Annotated in this window: 12 protein-coding genes; 2 read left to right on the forward strand and 10 right to left on the reverse strand. The window is 53.9% G+C overall.

Annotated elements, in window-relative coordinates; all coding sequences use genetic code 11:
* Positions 1 to 5 precede the first annotated feature (5 nt).
* From ACYVC2_RS25985 to ACYVC2_RS26015, 7 genes are all read right to left on the reverse strand, one after another.
* Positions 6 to 1,220 carry a glycosyltransferase gene (locus ACYVC2_RS25985; RefSeq protein ID WP_461107430.1) on the reverse strand — a complete coding sequence of 405 codons (1,215 nt, stop codon included), beginning with the start codon at positions 1,218 to 1,220 and terminating at the stop codon, positions 6 to 8.
* Positions 1,207 to 2,694 (reverse strand): O-antigen ligase family protein, encoded by a 1,488-nt coding sequence (locus ACYVC2_RS25990; protein ID WP_461107433.1) that lies wholly within the window; start codon positions 2,692 to 2,694, stop codon positions 1,207 to 1,209. Before ACYVC2_RS25990 ends, ACYVC2_RS25985 begins: the two co-directional genes overlap by 14 nt.
* Positions 2,695 to 2,719: 25 nt before the next feature.
* Entirely contained in the window at positions 2,720 to 3,913 is a 1,194-nt protein-coding gene (locus ACYVC2_RS25995; RefSeq protein ID WP_461107435.1) for a glycosyltransferase family 2 protein, read from the reverse strand.
* Between the two features lie 22 nt (positions 3,914 to 3,935).
* Complete coding sequence (locus ACYVC2_RS26000) at positions 3,936 to 4,886, reverse strand: glycosyltransferase family 2 protein (RefSeq protein ID WP_461107437.1); 951 nt, start codon at positions 4,884 to 4,886, stop codon at positions 3,936 to 3,938.
* Positions 4,865 to 6,034: a sugar transferase gene (locus tag ACYVC2_RS26005; protein WP_461107439.1), complete on the reverse strand. Its 1,170-nt coding sequence runs from the start codon at positions 6,032 to 6,034 to the stop codon at positions 4,865 to 4,867. Before ACYVC2_RS26005 ends, ACYVC2_RS26000 begins: the two co-directional genes overlap by 22 nt.
* Before the next feature lie 41 nt (positions 6,035 to 6,075).
* Positions 6,076 to 6,471 carry a response regulator gene (locus ACYVC2_RS26010; protein ID WP_461107441.1) on the reverse strand — a complete coding sequence of 132 codons (396 nt, stop codon included), beginning with the start codon at positions 6,469 to 6,471 and terminating at the stop codon, positions 6,076 to 6,078.
* A 751-nt stretch (positions 6,472 to 7,222) separates the two neighbouring features.
* Positions 7,223 to 11,461 carry a carbohydrate-binding protein gene (locus ACYVC2_RS26015; RefSeq protein WP_461107443.1) on the reverse strand — a complete coding sequence of 1,413 codons (4,239 nt, stop codon included), beginning with the start codon at positions 11,459 to 11,461 and terminating at the stop codon, positions 7,223 to 7,225.
* Between the two features lie 158 nt (positions 11,462 to 11,619).
* Between ACYVC2_RS26015 and ACYVC2_RS26020 the strand changes: the two genes are divergently transcribed.
* Both ACYVC2_RS26020 and ACYVC2_RS26025 read left to right on the forward strand, forming a co-directional pair.
* Positions 11,620 to 12,810: a glycosyltransferase family 2 protein gene (locus ACYVC2_RS26020; RefSeq protein ID WP_461107445.1), complete on the forward strand. Its 1,191-nt coding sequence runs from the start codon at positions 11,620 to 11,622 to the stop codon at positions 12,808 to 12,810.
* 110 nt (positions 12,811 to 12,920) lie between these two features.
* Complete coding sequence (locus ACYVC2_RS26025) at positions 12,921 to 15,074, forward strand: glycoside hydrolase family 31 protein (protein ID WP_461107447.1); 2,154 nt, start codon at positions 12,921 to 12,923, stop codon at positions 15,072 to 15,074.
* Positions 15,075 to 15,097: 23 nt separating this feature from the next.
* On the opposite strand, the gene ACYVC2_RS26030 is transcribed toward ACYVC2_RS26025, so the two are convergent.
* From ACYVC2_RS26030 to ACYVC2_RS26040, 3 genes are all read right to left on the reverse strand, one after another.
* Positions 15,098 to 16,819: an FAD-dependent oxidoreductase gene (locus ACYVC2_RS26030; RefSeq protein WP_461107449.1), complete on the reverse strand. Its 1,722-nt coding sequence runs from the start codon at positions 16,817 to 16,819 to the stop codon at positions 15,098 to 15,100.
* An 18-nt stretch (positions 16,820 to 16,837) separates the two neighbouring features.
* Positions 16,838 to 17,554, reverse strand: coding sequence for an SGNH/GDSL hydrolase family protein (locus ACYVC2_RS26035; RefSeq protein ID WP_461107451.1), 717 nt, complete (start codon positions 17,552 to 17,554; stop codon positions 16,838 to 16,840).
* A 133-nt stretch (positions 17,555 to 17,687) separates the two neighbouring features.
* Positions 17,688 to 19,115, reverse strand: a complete 1,428-nt coding sequence (locus tag ACYVC2_RS26040) for a RagB/SusD family nutrient uptake outer membrane protein (RefSeq protein WP_461107453.1) — start codon at positions 19,113 to 19,115, stop codon at positions 17,688 to 17,690.
* Between the last annotated feature and the right edge of the window lie 18 nt (positions 19,116 to 19,133).

The following is a 19,133-nucleotide window of genomic DNA, read 5'->3' on the forward strand; positions in this document are numbered from 1 at the left end:
GTCGGTTACGCGGGCTGCTCCTGTCGCCAGGCCTTAGGTATGTGCTGGATCACTCTATCGAATTCAAGGGCCCGCTGTTCCCAGGAGTTACCCAACGCCATATCGACCCGCTGCTGTATGCGCTCAGAAGACCGGTCGGCCAGCGCCCGTCGGAGTGCCTGTGCAAACTGTTCGGGGGTATCGGCCAGCTCGATAACGCCGGCGAAATCGTCCAGTATGGAAAAGGGTGTCGACACAACCGCCAGTCCGGCCGCCAGATACTCGTTGATCTTGAGCGGGTAAATGGTGTACGTATGTTTGTTGCACACGAACGGAATGATTCCCACGCTCAGCTTCGCCAGAAAAGGAGGCAATTCGGCAGGCTGATGGGGTGGAATAAAGGTTACGTTAGGGTAAACCGCCAGCCGCCGGGGCAACTCGGGCTCGTGCACTTCGCCGATGAACTGAAATTCGACATCGGGCATGGTTCGGGCGCAATGCTCCATCAGATCAATGTTGATCCGGTTGTCGGCCGAGCCCAGATACCCGACCACGGGTTTCATGGGCGGTTGCTGCTGCGCCAGTTGGCGAGTCAGGTTGAACAGTTCGAAATTGGCCCCGTTCTTGACGCAGAACGTTTGGGGGTTCGCTACCGATTTGGCCTGGCGCAGGGTTTCGGAAGTCGTCACGACCGCATCGACCCGCCGGAGAAACGCTTCTTCATAGCGGTAACCGTGCCGACTCATCCAGTCGCCGGCGGTGGTAATCTCGTCGAAACAGTAATAAATTGTGGCACATTCGTTCAGCTTACCCAGCAGCGGCAACCCAATCACCGGATTGTAGGCATTGATGATCAGCGGCCGGTTCATCTTTAACCGGCTCATCACCCCGCGAAGGCTACGCACCAGCCGGTCTGTATTCCAGGCTAAAAAGCGATCGTGCGATTTGTTTGAGAGCCAGTTCAGCGGCAGCATAGCCGGGGGTGTCCAGACGTACAGTTCTCCGCTTGCCTGCTTTGGCTCCAGTTGCGTCAGCGGATTGCGCAGCCGTATAACCTCCTGCACCGGCACATCCCGCTTGCCGGTTAGCCCCTGGGCCATATCCTTTAGCGTGTACGGATAGTCGACATACAGGACCCGGTGCCGGGCTGAGAGCTCGGTCATCAGTTGAACGGCTGCCTTCTGGAAATCACCTTTCCAGGGCGTTTGGGTGATGCAGATGATGCTGTCAAACTGTTTCATAGCGGAGCGCGGGTTGAACCGTTTGATCGGTTGGTTGAACGGCCGGGTCACGGTCCCACCGGTAGCAGGTAGCAATCAAGAGCGTGCTGATGAAGACGACGCTGGTAGTTGGGAACTGCCCCAGCACCGGGTTGGAATAGGCCATCAGACTCAGCCCGACGAACTCCGCCAGAAAAGCATACATTACCTTGATCAGCCAGGGATCTTTCAGGCGCCAGACCTGATAAACACCCACGCCCGCCAGCCCGATGAGCATCAGAATGTAGATGGTCAGTCCAACGCGCCCGGTCTCGATCCAGAGTTCTACGAACCAGCTGTCGGGCGGAATCTGAGCGGCCCAGTGCTGGGGCGAAAACCGGGCACCCATGTCGGCCGACGTCCCGATACCCGCCCCAAACGGAAAGTCTTTTAGATACGTCGCCAGTTTTTCCTGGTTCTGTAACCGCAGGATAAACGAGGGATCGTTCATCGGGGTCAGGGCCGAACGCATCCGCTGCACCTGGTAGTTGCCGCTACCCACGCTGGTGTACATCAGCAGCAGCACCAGCGGTACGGCCAGGGCCATACCGATCAGCAGTTTCGGAAAATCGCGTTTCAGGAGTAGATAGAACGGAAAGCCAGCTAACATAACAAAAAGCGCGCTTCGGGTTCCCGAAACGGCATATCCCCAGAAATAGACCAGCGCCAGCGCGGCATATCCCAGTTTATACAGTTGTTTTTTCTCTTCGAAAATCCGAATGACGGCTACCAGCGTAGCTCCCGCCATTTCGGCCCCGAACTGGGCGGCATCGGAATACAGCGAAAACGAGCGCAGCTGACCGAAAAGCAGGTGCGTTTTGGCATTGTTGCCGCTGTTGAGCCAGATGGTTTCGTTGGTTGTCAGGCCAATGTACTGCTGCTTGAACGACCAGAGTGCCGCCACAAACGACCAGAACAGCCAGGTGGTCACCATAATCTGGATATCCTTGCGGGTGATGGGTGCTACCAGCACGACGACGGCAACCATGAACCAGTGCAGCGAAAACGCGCGTACGTGGAAGAACCAGGCCGGTTGATAAGGTGCTTCCGGATTGAACAGCTCGATAACTGTGTATAAAAACCAGATGGCAACGAAAGCAAACGCCGGACTACGCAGGCGGCTCCAGGTCATGTACCGCCCATTGACGAGCGAACTGAGCAGGGTCAGGGCCAGCAGACAATCGATGATCACCCCGGCGGGCACATCGATGGGGAAAAATCGGGTGAACCCGATCATGAAACTGAGTTGCAGGTACAGGAACAGCCCATAGCGTGGATTGATCATGACCAGCACCAGCAGCGTCAGCGAGATAGGTGCCAGAATGGCCAGCACGGCTCCCGTAGCGCCCATCCTGGAAACCAGATAACCGGTTCCGAACGTATACAGGCAACCCAGCAGGCTATAGAGCCCGAAATAGTTGGATGATCTTGCGTTGAGTAGAGCCGACTGCGCCATAATGAGTCAATACCAGAAAAGATCGTTACGTGAGTGCATCGACCGCATTGGCCCGACGAACCTTCTCCCAGGTTCCGGACTGATTGCCACGCAGGTAGCGCACCAAACCCGCCAGCGCGCAGCCATTCATGAAGGTGAAATAGAACGGAACGAACACGGCTTTCCAGCGCAGCTGGCGCTTCTCGAGCAGGTAACCAAGCCAGGATGCGCCGTAGAACAGAATCTGAGCCCCGAGCAGCAATCCCCAGCCCGACACCCAGCCGTCCCGGATTACAAGGCCGATATTGAGCAGCAGAATCAGGGGCAGGCAAAGCGGAGTGACCGCCCACCGCATCACCCGGTGCGATACATATTCGAAAGTGAGCCAGCCGTGCCGGACCGGGTTCAGCAGGCTCGTCAGGCGGGCCATCGACTGAAATCCGCCCGCAGCAATCCGGATTTTTCGTTTCTGTTCGTCCAGGATAGAGAACGATGGCCGCTCCAGGGCGTAGGCTTCCGGCTCGTAAGCCACCCGGTAGCCGCGCTCGGCAATCAGCAGCGAGATCATGAAATCATCGAGGATCGTATCCGTTGAGACAGGTTCGTACAGCTCCGTCCGAACGGCGAACAATTCGCCGGCGGCCCCCACGATCGTGCGTAGTTCGGCGTCCCAGCGCTTCAGTTGCGATTCGTATTTCCAGTAAAGTCCTTCACCAGATCCCGCAGCCGATTCGGTGCTGGTAGTCTGAATGCGTTTTTCGCCCGCAACGGCCCCTACCTCCGGATCGCGGAAGTGGCGGACGATGTTCCGAACCGCATCCGGATTCAGCTGGGTATTGGCATCGGTAAAAATGACGATGGGCGTCTGCACCTGCTGCATGGCCCGGTTCATGGCGGCTACTTTCCCCCGGCGTTCGGTGCCTCCCATGATCTCGACCGCATTTCCGAAGTTCGTACGCAGGTACGTATCGGACCCATCGGTCGACCCTTCGGTTACGAACAGAAAGTGGATATGCTCGCGCGGATAGCGTTGCCCGAGCGAATTGGTCACCTTAGCGGGCAGGCAATCTTCTTCGTTGTAGGCCGGAACGATCAGCGTAACGTCTGGCGTGAAATCGGCGGAGATATCCGCTACAGCCGGGCGCCGGGGCCGTAATTTGATCAGCCCCCATACCACCACCCCATAACCGAGATATGTGTAGAGAACAAGGCCTATGCAGATCAGTAACAATACTTCCATATAGTTTGGATAAATAGATCCGCTAAGCCGGTATCGCTACGGGCGATGGGGCAGAAGCGGGCTGTTGGGTCGTATGGGTCAAATTCCAGACAATGGCATCCTTCACTGCTTTCAGGTAGTCAGGTTGCCAGCGCAGGGTGTACTGCATCAGTGCTTTCGGAATGGCGAGGGTAAAATAGTATACACAGAAAATCAGCAACGGTAACCCCGTTACGTTCCGGCGCATGAACCACAGCCGATTCCGGGTATGGTAATACACTTTCAGCGGATTCATCTTGCCAACGCTCATCGACTCCCGGTGAAAAATCAGCGCTTTGGCCTGATAATAGATCTGAAAGCCTGCCCGCCGTATTCGCGCCGACCAGTCGAGTTCTTCATAGTACAGAAAAAAACTGTCATCCAGCGATCCCGCCCGGTCCAGTACCTCCCGACGAACCATCATCGCAGCACCGTGCGCAAAATAGGTCGGTCCCGACTGGTCGTACTGTCCCTGATCGGGCTCCTTCAGCCCAACAGACCAGGTCTGACCTCTGTAGGGGTCCAGTGGCCGATACCCGGCGTACTGGATGATGTTCTGCTGGTCGTAATAGCGAATCTTGGGGCAGGTAACCCCAATGGTTTCATCCCGCAGAAACGGTTCCAGCAACTGCTCCAGCAGATCCGGCGTCACAATGGTGTCGTTGTTCAGCAGAAAGTAGTAGTCTCCTTTGGCATACTGAATGCCCAGGTTATTGCCTCCCGAAAAACCCAGGTTCTCGGGGCTGACCACCACGGTCACGTTGGGGTAATTTCCCTGCTCGATAGCTGCGGTGGGGTCCTCCCGGGAACCGTTGTCGACGACGATAATTTCAAAACGAGGATACGTCAGCGTTCGGGCAGACTCCAGCATGTCGCAGGTTACCACCGCCTGGTTGTAGTTGATGGTAATCAGTGAGATCAGGGGCGTCGATTCTATACGTTTTCCTTCTGCCATACAGCCTTAAGGGTTTTCAGAAGAATGAGCATATCCGTACGGAACGAATAGCGCTTGGCATACAGCACATCGAGCTGAATCCGCTCCTGATCCGACACACTGGTTTTTCCACGCTTGGTAACCTGCCAGAGGCCCGTCAGACCCGCCGGAGCCGCAAACCGACGACCGTAGCCGATCATGGTGAGCTTCTCGGCTTCGTAGAGAGGCAGCGGCCGGTTACCCACGAAAGACATATCGCCCCGCAAAATGTTGAACAGTTGCGGTAGTTCGTCGATGCTGGTATTTCGGAGTATTTTGCCCAGGCGCGTCACCCGCGGGTCTTCCTTAAATTTGCTGAACATGGCTTTGGCTTTCTGCTCGCGCTGGTAGAGCACTTCGCAGATCTGCTTGTTGTCCATGAACAGCGGTTGCTGGCACTCGACCCCGGCCAACTGGCAGTTTTCGCACCGTTCGTCGGCTGGCTTGTCGGCTTTGTCGGTGTTATACATGTTCAGCGAAGACATACCGGCCAGGAGCTTGTCGGCCCCCGTGCGCATGGTCCGGAACTTGTACATATCGAAGATTTTGAACCCCGTTCCGACTCGCTTGGAGCTGTAAAAAACCGGTCCCTTCGAATCGAGCTTGACCAGAATGGCGACGATCAGCAGCAGCGGTGAAATCATCAGCAGAATAAAGAACGATAAGCCAATGTCGAACAGCCGTTTCCCGACCGGAATGCGAATCGAGGCCGACTTGGTCGAAATGTGACCGTTCTGCTCGTATTCTTTTTTTCGAATCAGGTAGTTCAGACGCGTACGAAGATCGTCTTCCGAATAATCGGGGGTAAAGGCGTCGATCACACGACCGTGAAACGGCGCTACGGTCAGATCGATCCCGGTCTGGTTCGTGAGTAACATCACGGGTAAGTGGGTCAGGTTCCGGCGTGCGCTCAGGCTATTCAGAAAGCGGGTGCTCTCTGCGTCGTCGTTGAAGAGTACCAGGTCGACGGGCGCCTGGCCGTCCAGATGCGTTAGAGCCGCCTGGGTATCCTGAACGGCAACCATGCTGACCTGCGCCTGAAACGCCTGTTGAAACGTCTGAACGCGGTGGTCGTCTTTTTCAACGTATAGAATCCGAAATTGCTGAATAGCCTCTTTTACGTCCTGCATAATGGTCAGAAGTTACAGGTAAGTCAGGAATGATCTGGAAACTAGCCGGCGTTGTTCGCTTTTACCCGACGTAATACGTTCGTTATCTTGGCCTTCACCTCAATCGGACTGAAGGGTTTTACGATGTAATCGTCCGCCCCCAGATTAAGGAATTTGATGCGGGTATCGCTATCCGAAAAAGAGGATAGGATAATGATGGGAATTTTCTGAAACAGTGGGCTGACGCGCAGCATACCCAGCAGGTCTTTACCATCCATGTACGGCATCTGAATATCTGTCAGAATAATATCGACCGGATTGCCTTCTTCCAGCCAGCTCAAGGCTTCGATACCGTTTTCTTTAGTAACGACCTCAAACTCATCTTTAAGGGTCTGACGAAGTATTTTGCGGATAAATGGGTCGTCTTCAGCAATCAATACGTTGTAGAGTGCTTTCATAGGGACAAAGGTGTATTCGGAAAAAGTATACGTACAAGATATAAGTAAAATTACCTAGTCTATTTCAATTTACAACCAAAGATTTTAGTTTATTAACTAAGCGGTAACATTTTGTTAGCCATTTTTAGCAGACTAGCCTACCCGGTAAACTCGCTAATGAGTCATATACGAAAGAGCAATCCTTTACTATATGAAGAGACTTAGCGGTTAGTTAGAGTTTTCTGTTTAGCCAAAAAATTGATTATGCTGCCAGCCTGGTCCATTTTGGGATTGTAAGCCCGGATATACACAAACTAATCACCAAAAACGACTATCGTAAGGCGAGTCGAGCCCTTACATAACCTGGAACCTACCAATGGCATTGACACCAAAGCGCACGGCTTATTAAATCGGGAGTTGTGTGGTATAGGGAGGTAGCTCAAAAAGCGCTTTTTATCAGCCGTATTCTTTGTATACGCCCTGTAAAGTAGCTGTTTATAAGTGCCCCTGTCTGCATGTAAAGATACGCAAATATTTATTATTTAGATATATCGTAAATTTTTTGTTAAAATCAATAAAAAACATATGAATAAATATAGAAAGCCACTTAGAGCTGTCAAATAGCTGATTTTGGGTGGATGCTTTTAGCAATAACAGCGCACCGGGTGGATCCGGTGCGCTGTTGACCGAGGCAGCCATTAAGTATAAATACTAAAGTCTGTTTTGTGATTAAGTGGTCTAATACCTTCAAAAAGAATCGGTTTCGTTTCCCTTAATTTACCCTCAGAACTTTCCGGACGACGCGCTCACCGGCATGCTTGATTTCGATTAGATAAGTCCCAACGGGCAACGAAGTCAGATCGAGTTTACCCGAAAACTGATCACCCGATTTCTGAATTTTTACCTGTTGGTGCATGTGGCTCAAGCCCGCATCGAAAACAGTGACCTTCATGGGAGCCGTAGAATTCCGTTCCGCCTGAATCGTGACGAAGTCAGTGACCGGGTTTGGGTATACCCGCACCGCTTCCGCGAGGCTCTTGGTCTCCGTCAATGACGCGGCGGCTGCCCGTGCGTTAGGCGACACGTTACCGGCTACCACGAACATTGGCGTTTCAGTGGCGGTGAGTTGTACCTTGCCCTGATTGGTGTTGACTACTTCCACACTCATATCGTTGCTGCCAACCTGAGGTCGGTAGATGCGAGCCTGCGTTGCGCTGCCTAAATCCAGGGTATACGTCGCGGTTCGCCCAATTTCGTCCGGTACCACCAGCATATAAGCCGAGGTGCCGTTTCGCTCGTAGCGGTCGACGATCGGGTCGTTGTTCAGGGTCTGTTTATAGACATATTCGCCAAATAGTTTTTTGGTCTGGTACAGATAATCGGCGGCTGGCCGGCGGGTCATGTCATCGCCGTTGGCCAGACCCGACGTACCGAACATGCCACCGGTTGCATTGTCGTCGTAGAGCTGATAGAAAAATACTTTTTCGATACCCTTGCGGGCGTAGAACAGCGACGTTCGTAGAATCCAGTCGCCCTGGGTTTCCAAGGCCGACTTGTTTCCGATCGGAATGGCGCGCAGCGGACTCCCCTGGTTCACGTCGTAGCCGGCTTCGGTAATCCAGACCGGCATGTCGTACGACTGCCGATGAGCAGTTTGCCGGAAATCTTCGGCGATCTTATAAATAGGAGTTACTTCCGGAGCGGCCCCACGGGTCGAGCTTCCACTTTGCGACGACGACGTATTGTCGGAATACATGTGGTAGTTGATCACATCCCAGCACAGATTCACGGTTCCATCGGCCTTATAGCCGCGATACTGTTTGCACCAGTCGATCATTCCCTTTATGTAATCTGATCCACTCGATGCCGATGCCAGCCCGCCAATAACTACCTGCATTGTTGGATCGGCATTTTTAACCCCGACACCCGGCCCCATGGTGTTTTTATGTCCGTCGTAGAATGCCGACAGGTTAGCCGCGTATTCGCGAGCAGTCTGGTAAGCTTTCCGGCCTTTCCACCATTTGTCCCGCTCGTTGTCGCACTCGATGTATTTGATCAGTCCCAGCCCGATTTTGATCGTATTCGGGTTGTCGCCCGTCCAGCGCGGAGTTGAGTGAACGCTGAGCAGGGCGGGATTTACGTTTGGATTGCTTCCGTAGCGGGCCGTATATTGAAACGCCATTTTAGCCTGCTCGAGGTACGAATTCGGGTCGGCGAAGTCTTTGCCATAACGCAAAGGCGTATTTTCGGCGTCGCGCTGGTCCTGCGGATACGTATTGGCCATCCATTCCGGAATGGTTTTCAAACAAGCCAGTACCTCGATACCTTCGGCTTTGCAGCGGTCGTAAATAGCGTCGTAATTCCAGCCACCACTCAGGGTGGGGTTATAGGAGTAGCTTCCTTGGTCGGATTCAAGTTTATTCCAGTCCATGTAATGCCGGACACCGCTGAAACTTTTCACGACGTTCATCTTGTCTTCGTTAATCTGCCAGGGGGTATTCCCATCTTCGAAGTTCCACTCATAGGCATTTACGCCCAGCATATCCTTGAGCTTGACGGCTTTAACGGGTGCCGGGGTAAAGGTCTGCGTGGTCGGAGTATAGGCTCCATACAGCTCCATCTCGGTCGGAAACGCGCCGTACGTATTGATTACCAAATACCTGGCGTTGCCGATGGGCTGGTCTAGCTTGAACTGCGCATCGCCCGAGACTGACCGGCCCGGATAAGGTCCTACCCAGACGGCATATGACTCGCCGGTAAAAGTAGCGATCGGAATCCGTTCCCACTGATCGGTAATGATCGAGAGGGTCATGGGATTCGAACTGAAGTTGCCCACAAAATCGAAGAAGCGGATGGCCTGAATGTTCATCGACTCGCCGTCCAGCAGTGGGTAATAAGCATCGTACTGAGGCAGCACTTTTCCCCAGCCGGTTTCTACATTGACGTCAACAATCCCGTCGAACAAACCGTCGAGGCCGTTGCTTACGTTGGAAAGCTGATACCAGCGCTTTGGGTCGATGGGAATCTTCGGCACTGATGCCAGTACGAACGATGAAGACGTCTGAACGACCTGCGTCCGGGCCACGTCGCTGGCGGCCAGAAACGAAGCCGAAGCAGCCTGCGATGCGGTTATCGTGGTTGTACCGGCGCCCACGATTGTGGCTTTCCAGGAACCCGTGCTGTTCGATACCGAAATGACCGATGGGTTCGATGACGTAAACGTGACTGGGGCTTCAGAATTCGTACTGCTGGCAACCAGATTGAAACTGCCATCGGCGGTTGTTTTATCCGGCAGTTCAGCAAAGGTGATGACTGCCTGTCCCGGTGCAGGAGGGGTAATTCCGCCCGGCGAAGCACTAAACCAGTTGAAATTAAAGGTACCACGTAATGCATACACCCGCAGGAGCTGACTACCTGCGCTCAGATTGGCGGGCAGGTTCACCGTCGTCCAGTTCTGCCAGCCACCCGTCCGGGGGATGTCTATACCTCCCAGCACAACCCCACTCTCCGAACGCAACTCGATCCGACCAATGCCATAGCTGTTGGCTACCCGAAAGGCAAACGTATACGTTCCCGATGAAGGTACCGTCACGTTATAATCCATGAAGTCGCCATCATCGATGTAGCCCAGATTCTGACCGCCCCCCTCATCCGAAGTCGGCTCCGGGCGCACATCGCTGGCCACGTCGAAACTTTCAGCTTCAATACGTCCCGTCAGCGGGCGGCTCTCCGAAGCTTCGAACCAGTTAAGATTCCAGGTGCCTTTGACCACGTAAAGGCGCAGGGTCTGATTGCCAGCTGTTAGCCGGGCCGTAGCGCCGATGGTACCCCAGTTCTGCATACCACCTGTGCGGGGGATATCTACCGAAGCCAGCGCTGTACCGGCTGCGTTGCGCAGTTCGAGTTTGGCTCCATCGCTGTAACCGTTGGCCACCCGAAAGCGGAAGGTGTAGACTCCATCATGCGGCACGCTTAACGTGTAGTCGAGCCAGTCGCCATCGTCGATTTGCGTAACGTCCTGCCCACCGCCTGTATCCGCAGTGGGTTCCGCCATGATTCCCTGCATAGCGGAATAATCCTCCGCTTCCACATGACTCAGCATATTCGTTGGAGCCGAGACGATACTGAACCAGTTGAAGTTGAAAGCCCCACGCAGCGCAAACACGCGCAAGACCTGACTGCCCGCACTCAGGCTGGCGGGCAGGTTCACCGTCGTCCAGTTCTGCCAGCCACCCGTCCGGGGGATGTCTATACCTCCCAGCACAACCCCACTCTCCGAACGCAACTCGATCCGACCAATGCCATAGCTGTTGGCTACCCGAAAGGCAAACGTATACGTTCCCGATGAAGGTACCGTCACGTTATAATCCATGAAGTCGCCATCATCGATATAACCCAGATTCTGACCGCCCCCTTCGTCGGAGGTTGGCTCCGGGCGCACATCGCTGGCTACATCGAAGCTTTCAGCTTCAATGCGCCCCGTCAGCGGGCGGCTCTCCGAAGCTTCGAACCAGTTAAGATTCCAGGTGCCTTTGACCACGTAAAGGCGCAGGGTCTGATTGCCAGCTGTTAGCCGGGCCGTAGCGCCGATGGTACCCCAGTTCTGCATACCACCTGTGCGGGGGATATCTACCGAAGCCAGCGCTGTACCGGCTGCGTTGCGCAGTTCGAGTTTGGCTCCATCGCTGTAACCGTTGGCCACCCGGAAACGGAAGGTGTAGACTCCATCATGCGGTACGCTTAACGTGTAGTCGAGCCAGTCGCCATCGTCGATGCTACCAATGTTCTGGCCTCCGCCTGCATCAGCCGTCGACTCTGCCATGATTCCCTGCATAGCGGAATAATCCTCCGCTTCGATATGACCGGGTAAGTTAGCGGTCATTCGATGAGTCTGTTTCGTAGAACCAGTGCGGTCTGGAAACCGGGTTGGTAAGGAGATGTTGTAATCCGTTACGAACAATCCTGCCGTCGTCATCAGGCACAGATAAGTATAAAATAAAATTTTGTTCATCTAGACAGAAGAATAGTTAATTATACCTATACAAATATTAACCTTTTTGTTTGTTATACCGCTCAATATATATTAAAAGGAAGCAATTTTAGGAAATCATAAGTTTGTAAATTATTTTTCTTCGCTAACAAGTGTTTCTGTTAACCTATACTTACAGAATGTATCTTTTTCTAGACATCGCTTACCTGGTCATCCTGGTCTATTTGACCTTCAATGTTCTGTACCTGTTTGCGTCAGCCGTGGCAGGCCGTACCTGGAAGGCAGATGACGCTCCCGTGACCGATGTGGTCAGTAAAATAAGGCGCATTGCCGTATTGATTCCGGCCTATAAAGAAGACGCCGTCATTCTGGGATCGGTCGTGGCGAACCTCCGACAGGAATATCCAGCCGAAAGTTATGATCTTATCGTCATTGCCGATTCGTTCCTTCCCGAAACATTAAGTAAGCTTACTCAGTATCCGATCAAGATCGTTCCGGTCCAGTTTGAGCAGTCGACGGTTCAGAAGTCCATCACGTATGCGCTGAATGCACTCCCGGAGAACGTCTACGACATCGTGTTGATCTCAGATGCCGATAACCACATGGCACCCGATTTTCTGAAGCGCATCAATCAGGCGTTCGATCGGGGCTGGCGGGCCGTTCAGGGACACCGAACGGCGAAAAATACAAACACCAGCGTTGCGGTCTTCGATGCCATGAACGAAGAAACCAACAACACCATCTTCCGGGCGGGGCAGCGGGCGCTGGGGTTGTCGGCTTCCCTCATCGGCTCCGGCATGGCGTTCGAACCGGCTTTGCTCAAACGAGCCCTTAACCAGATTCAAACGGTGGGTGGGTACGATAAAGAACTCGAAATGCTGCTGGTCATCGACGGCATCCGAATCGGCTACCTTCAGGACGCGATCATTTACGACGAAAAAGTTCAGAATGTGGCTGTGTTCCAGCGGCAGCGAACCCGGTGGATTGCCGCGCAATTGTATTTCGTCAAAGCTTATTTCGGCACTGGTATCGATCAGTTAACCAGAGGAAACTGGCAGGCCTTCAACACCCTGGTCAAATCGTTGTTGCTACCCCGGATGATTCTTTTGGCGGTTCTGTTTTTTCAGGCCTTCGTCAGTTTGTTCGTGCCTTCTTTTTTCGTTCAGTTTTCGGCTATGGGGCTGCTGGGTTTATTGGTCGGTACGCTGCTCATCTCGATTCCGCCGTTTCTGTTCCGAAAGATTACCCTTCGCGACTTTTTTGTATTGCCTTCGCTGATCTTCGGTATGTTTCGGTCGTTATTCAACTTCAAACAGGCCGGTAAAAAATTCCTGCATACACCCCACGCCGAAACCCCAAAACCCAGCTAAAGCTGCATCATCGTGCATTTAACCGGTAAGAGTAAGCCTTTTGTGTTCTTCTCTTTTGACCAGTATCGGGTCAGATTGAACCGCATCCGCCAACGCTTTTCCGGTAAACTATGTGCATTCTACCACGGGGTGTAGGTATCGCCCTTCTTCTGCTGCTTAAGGTTCTCACTAGTTTTTCCCAACCGACTGCTTTTCAATGGCAACCGGTAGCACCGGGAGTATGGAAATCGGTGGTCGGTAGCTCAGACGGCCTGACCCCCTTAGGCGTAGCAAACACAAGCCCGCGGCTGGATGGGCTTCAGAAGCTGGGCGATCTGCCGTTTCCGAAGCTACTGAGCGAAAGTCACCACCAGCAAACCGACCACAAAACGTTTCTACGCTTCCCGCTGGCAAAAGGTGAGCAGTTGTTCGGACTGGGGCTCAGTTTCAAAACCGTTCAGCAGCGGGGCACGATAAAGACCCTGCACGTGGATCATTACAATGGCAAAGACGACGGCCGAACCCACGCGCCGGTGCCGTTCTACGTTTCCAGCCTGGGGTATGGCGTGCTCATCAACACGGCCCGCTACCTCACCGTATACGCGGGCACGGGCGTGCTGGCCGGTGGGCCGCACAGCCCACCGGAAATGAACCGCAACAGCCAGAAGGACTGGAATCCGCAGCCGTATTCAGACGCCGTCGAAATGGTCGTTCCAGCCGCCGGCACGGAGGTGTATGTGTTTGCAGGCCGTACGCCCCTGGAAGTGGTCCAGCGGTATAACCTCTACTGCGGAGGTGGACCTATACCGCCCAAATGGGGACTCGGCTTTACGCACCGGATGCCAACCCTGTTTACGGACGAGCAAATCCTGCAGGAAGTAGCGGATTTTGAAGCGAAAGGGTATCCGTTGAGTTTTGTCGGGCTGGAACCCGGCTGGCAATCGCATTCCTACCCAAATAGTTTTGTCTGGGATAGTACCCGATTTCCCAGACCAGCCCGGTTTCTGGAGCAGTTAGCCCAAAAACATATCCGCTCGAACCTGTGGATCAATCCCTACGTGTCGTCGCATTCGCCTATTTATAAGGAAATCATCCCTTACACGGGTTCTCACACGGTCTGGGTAGGTCGGGTGCCTGATTTCAATATGCCCCCTGCCCGGAAGCTGTATAAAGACTTATTCACGGCCCGGCACCTGCAAATCGGGGTATCGGGGTATAAAGTAGACGAAGTAGACGGGTACGACCGCTGGCTCTGGCCCGACGTGGCCACCTTTCCGTCGGGTGTCAGTGCCGAGCAGATGCGACAGATATACGGGTTGCAGTTTCAGAAGATGACCGCCGACTGGTTTCGGGAACGCAACCAGCGCACCTACGGCCTGGTCCGTGGTTCGAACGCAGGAGCTACTTCCATGCCGTATGTGATTTACAACGATTATTACGACCACCGCGATTTCATTACCGCCCTGTGTACCAGTAGTTTCGCTGGAGTACTCTGGACGCCCGAAGCCCGGTCGTCAAAAACGTCGGAGGAATGGCTGCGTCGGATACAGTCGGTTTGCTTTTCGCCCATGGCAATGATCAATGCCTGGGCCGATGGCACCAAACCCTGGTCGTTTCCGGATGTAGCCGACGAGGTAAAAGCGGTGATGCGTCTGCGGATGCAACTGCTCCCCTACCTTTACACCACCTTTGCCCAATATCATTTTGACGGCAAACCACCCATCCGGGCAATGAATCTGGTCGATGGCTTTTCGTTCGACGATACGGCCACCGCAGGACAACTGAACTCCACCGACAACCCGTATGCCCTTGCTGTCCGGAAAGACATTAAGGACCAGTTCATGGTCGGCGATTATTTGCTGGTGGCTCCCTTGTTCGCGGGAGAGACGAGCCGGAAAGTTGTACTGCCACCCGGCAAATGGTATGACTTCTACTCCGGCAAACTGGCGGGCGAAGGCGAAGTGATCCAAACGGCAAGTGGGTCGGTACAGATTCCGTTATACGTTAAAGAAGGCGGTATTATTCCGATGATTCCCCCAGTATTACACACACCGGAGGAATCTGAAAAATTACCGCTGACCGTACGCTATTACGGAAAAATAGAAGCGACCTGGACTTTGTACGACGATGACGGCATTACCTTCGACTACGAACGTGGTGCTTTTACCTGGACGACACTGACGGTCAAAAAGAGCAAAAAAGGCGAACTAACCGGTAGCTGGTCCGCCCCCAAAAACCCTGCTTTTCAGTACAGCACCATCACCTGGGAGTTCATGACCCCTTGAGTTCAGTCACTCTCCTTTATCGATCATAGCGTCAGCCGCTGCTTGTCTTTGAGCAGCACCGCCTGAAGTTTGGCGTACGGCAGTCGCTGGGGCGTCGTTTTGCCGTCGATCGCCAGGCAGGCTGCGGTAGCTGCCGATTGGCCCAGAATCATAAACACCGGTTCCATGCGGATGGAACCGTACGCAATGTGCGAGCTGGATACGCAGACTGGCACCAGCAGGTTCGTACACTCGCTTTCTTTGGGCAGAATCGCGCCGTAGGCAATCGAATAGGGTTTGTCAGGATGCACGCCGATATCGCCTTCGTTCTGTACGAAACCGTCGGCTTTGACGAACCGCTGGGAATTGTGGGCATCCAGCGCGTAAGAACCCATACCCACCGGATTCGGTACATCGGTTTTACCCAGCGCATCGGCTTCGGTCATCACGAACACCCCCAGCATCCGACGGGCTTCGCGGATGTAGAGCTGATGCGGCCAGCCGCCATTGTCGGTAAACTCGTCTTTGGGCAAGCCCCACTGTTGCATCGGCTCGTGGACATCGGCCGGTACGCGCGAATCGTTTTGCAGGAAATACATCAGCCCTTTCTGGTACAGTTCGTGGTCGCGGATGATCTGCTTCCGGCGTTCGTAGGTAGCTTCGGGATAGTCGTAGTTTTTGCCGATGTAGTCGGTGCTGAACGGGCCGTGGTTATTGGTATCCGTTTTCCGGTTCGGGATGGCGTCGTATTTATCGAAGGTTTCGCGCCAGCCGGAGGCAAACACGCGCGCCAGCAGTTCATAGCGGTCCGGATTGTACCCTTCGGGCTTCGGAAACGGGATTCGGTTGTCAGGGTGATTGCTCAGGCACATCCGGAAACAGTAGGCCTGAATTTTATGGTCGCCGGTACCGTTGGCTCCGGGTTTGTCGGCCGACACCTCGGGAAGCAGGCCACTCTTTGGGTCATCTGCCACTTTATAGGGACTGATGTTCTTTTTAAAATAGTGTCCGTGCTGAAACACGCCGACCTGAACACCGTTATGCGTTTCGTTATAGAAGCTGTTGGCCTCCCGCCCTACGTGGTAACGAACGCCGGCCAGCGCCATCAGATCGCCTTCGTAGGTCGCATCGATAAACATCTTGCCCTCGTAAGTCGTGCCACTCAGGGTCCGAAACGACCGGATGGCTTTTCCCTGCTTCTGAATTCCTTTTGCCGATCGATCGAGCCATTCGTCGCGGTAGATAGTGAGCTTGTACTCTTTCACGAAATCCTCAAATACCTGCTCGGCGGCATGGGGCTCAAAAATCCACATGGTCCGGTTCGTTCCGTCGATGGCGGGTGTTCCCTGTCCTTTATTCCCGTATTCGTTCCGCTTCTGCCATTTCCAGGAGCTTTCCTGATCGTAATGCTGATACAGTCGCTGGTAGAACTCGCGCGAAAGGCCGCCGATAACCTCTTTATTTCCGGTATCGGTAAACCCCAACCCGCCCGCCGATAACCCTCCCAGGTGCTTATCGGGCGAAACGACAATCACGGATTTACCCATTTTTTTCACCTGTACAGCAGCGGTTACGGCAGCGGATGTGCCCCCGTACACAATGACATCGGCCCGGCGCACTTCGGCCACAGCGCTCGGCGCAGGTTCATTTAACGGTGTTCGGTAGCCAGACAAGCCGATAAACACACTGATCAGACCGGCGACCAGGCATCCTTTTCGGCCGATTTTAGAGACTAATCTGGAAGTGGGATACAGGAATAGGTTCATAAAAATTCAGGTAAAGAATCAGGTAGTAATCAGTTGCTGGAGATAAGCGGGATAGTTTCGCCCCTGGTCGTCCCCGCGGGTAATGCTATCGCCGAAACAGACAATCCGGCCGGTCAATAACTGCCGTTGGGTCAGAAAGGTATAAAGCGCTACGGCCATTGTGCGGTACCCGTCGGGTGTAGGATGGATGCCATCAGTTTTCTGGCTGTTGGCTTCGTTTTTTATCAGGCTACTTGCGTCCAGACCAATATTACCCACGGCTTCGAAGATGTGATGCATATCCAGTAAAGGCAACTGGTTGTCGGCGGCTACTTTGCGGATCGTGTCATTCATCGCCTTTTTGCGGGCTGCGTGGCCTTCGGGCCGATAAAAAGCCGGATCGTGACGGGTCATTAAATACGGTTCATAAACCGGCAAAATGGTCATCAGTACGACCCGGCTCCTGACGGCAAGAAGCTTACTCACCATGGTTCGCAAGTTTTGCTCATAGTCGGGCAGCGGCACGTATTTTTTGCTGTTCACATCGTTCGTGCCGACCATCAGCAGAGTCAGATCGGGGTGTTTCGCCAGGCAGTCGACGTCGATTCGAGCGAGCAGATCCACCGTATTGTTGCCTCCTACCCCGGCGTTGATGATTTCCGGGTTAACCGAACTCCGGGAACTCCCCACCAGATGTGTCGGCAAGGCCAGCGGAACGAATCCCAGCGAACTCTGTAAAAATGATCGACGCTGCATCAGTTGACGGTTAAAAAACGACTGCTATTTATTGGTCTATCGAGATAGTACGATCGAAACCGAAGGTTGTCATTTGTAGTACCGACCGGGGCGGTCGGTACTACAACGTCGTGAAGAACCGATTGCCGAGGTGCTAGTAGCCCGGATTCTGTTCCAGCGCCGGGTTTACGTCGCGCTCGGTTTGCGGAATTGGGAACAGGTAGTGCCGTTCTTCCACAAGTATAGTCGGATTTTGAGCTTTCATCGCACTGATCAGCCGCTTCGTACGCACCAAATCGTACCAGCGGTGGCCTTCGAAAGCTAGCTCAAGTCGCCGTTCCAGCAACACCGCATCGCGAAACTGATCTTGGGATAGTCCGGCCAGATCAGGCAGGCCTGCCCGCTTCCGAATCCGGTTGACGGCGGTATACGCTTCGGCGTTTCCGGCTCCCTGTTCATTCAGCGCTTCAGCATACATCAGCAGGACATCCGAATACCGAATAATGGGGTAATTGTTAGACCCATCGTTATTTCCCGTAGCGGTGGGGTCCAGGTATTTATAGACATAACCAGGGAACACCACACTGGCCGGTGCCGCTGGATTGGTGCTGGCCGAATACAGTTTGATGGTTACGTCGCGCCGTTTATCGGCCGGGTTGTAGGTCTTGTACAGGTTTTCCGTCACCGGGTCGTCGCCGAAACCCGCTACGCCATTGACCCGGTCGAAGTTGGGGCGCATGTAGCCCTGCATCAGGCTTCCTTCGCCAACGCCCCCGCCCAGCGCCTGCATCTCGAAGACGGCTTCCTTACCGTTTTTGTTGGCCAGTAGAAACGCGTCGCCGAAGTTCGTCCACAGGTCGTATACTCCCATATCCATCACTTCTTTAGCCTTGGCCGATGCTTTGGCCCATTCCTGCCGGGTCAGGTACACTTTCGCCAGAAACGCTTTGGCGGCTCCTTTCGTAGCCCGACCCAGATCAGCGCCCGAAAATTTGACCGGCAACACCCCCTCGGCTTCGGTGAAATCGGCAATGATCTGTTTATACACGTCCTCGACCGACGCCCGGCCGATGTTCAGGTTGCTTAGCGACGTCACTTCCGTTACCTGCAAAGGAACCCCGCCGAACAGCCGAACCAACGTGAAGTAGTAGAATCCCCGCAGAAACTTCGCTTCGGCTACGTACTGTGCTTTGAGCGCATTGTCCATCGGGATGGCGGGCACCCGGGCAATAACGGTATTTGCCCGGTTGATCCCCTGATAAACCGTGGTCCAGAGCGACTGAAAGGTGCTGGTAGCTGGCGTAAAGGTGTATTTGTCCAGGTCGTTTTTAGGCTGGTTGGCCGTCGAGCGACCGTTTCCCCACTCCGCGTCATCGGTTGCCTGATCCTGCAGAATCCACATGACCTGCCCGTACATGTTGGCGGAGTTCAGCGGATCGTACACGGTACTGACGGCCGCTTTGGCATCGTCGGCATTGCGGTAAAAATTATCGGGAGTGAAATTGGATTGGGGCGTCTGGTCCAGCACCTCGCAGGCCGTCAGGCCACTCAGCAGCACCAGGATGGCAACTATTTTTTTCATGATCGATGTCGGATGTAG

The sequence above is a fragment of the Spirosoma koreense genome (genome assembly GCF_054777875.1).

What these genes read in the sequence shown, in the direction of transcription:
- ACYVC2_RS25985 (WP_461107430.1), bottom strand. Translation starts at nt 1,220, where the DNA reads ATGAAACAGTTTGACAGCATCATCTGCATCACCCAAACGCCCTGGAAA.
- ACYVC2_RS25990 (WP_461107433.1), bottom strand. Translation starts at nt 2,694, where the DNA reads ATGGCGCAGTCGGCTCTACTCAACGCAAGATCATCCAACTATTTCGGG.
- ACYVC2_RS25995 (WP_461107435.1), bottom strand. Translation starts at nt 3,913, where the DNA reads ATGGAAGTATTGTTACTGATCTGCATAGGCCTTGTTCTCTACACATAT.
- ACYVC2_RS26000 (WP_461107437.1), bottom strand. Translation starts at nt 4,886, where the DNA reads ATGGCAGAAGGAAAACGTATAGAATCGACGCCCCTGATCTCACTGATT.
- ACYVC2_RS26005 (WP_461107439.1), bottom strand. Translation starts at nt 6,034, where the DNA reads ATGCAGGACGTAAAAGAGGCTATTCAGCAATTTCGGATTCTATACGTT.
- ACYVC2_RS26010 (WP_461107441.1), bottom strand. Translation starts at nt 6,471, where the DNA reads ATGAAAGCACTCTACAACGTATTGATTGCTGAAGACGACCCATTTATC.
- ACYVC2_RS26015 (WP_461107443.1), bottom strand. Translation starts at nt 11,461, where the DNA reads ATGAACAAAATTTTATTTTATACTTATCTGTGCCTGATGACGACGGCA.
- ACYVC2_RS26020 (WP_461107445.1), top strand. Translation starts at nt 11,620, where the DNA reads ATGTATCTTTTTCTAGACATCGCTTACCTGGTCATCCTGGTCTATTTG.
- ACYVC2_RS26025 (WP_461107447.1), top strand. Translation starts at nt 12,921, where the DNA reads ATGTGCATTCTACCACGGGGTGTAGGTATCGCCCTTCTTCTGCTGCTT.
- ACYVC2_RS26030 (WP_461107449.1), bottom strand. Translation starts at nt 16,819, where the DNA reads ATGAACCTATTCCTGTATCCCACTTCCAGATTAGTCTCTAAAATCGGC.
- ACYVC2_RS26035 (WP_461107451.1), bottom strand. Translation starts at nt 17,554, where the DNA reads ATGCAGCGTCGATCATTTTTACAGAGTTCGCTGGGATTCGTTCCGCTG.
- ACYVC2_RS26040 (WP_461107453.1), bottom strand. Translation starts at nt 19,115, where the DNA reads ATGAAAAAAATAGTTGCCATCCTGGTGCTGCTGAGTGGCCTGACGGCC.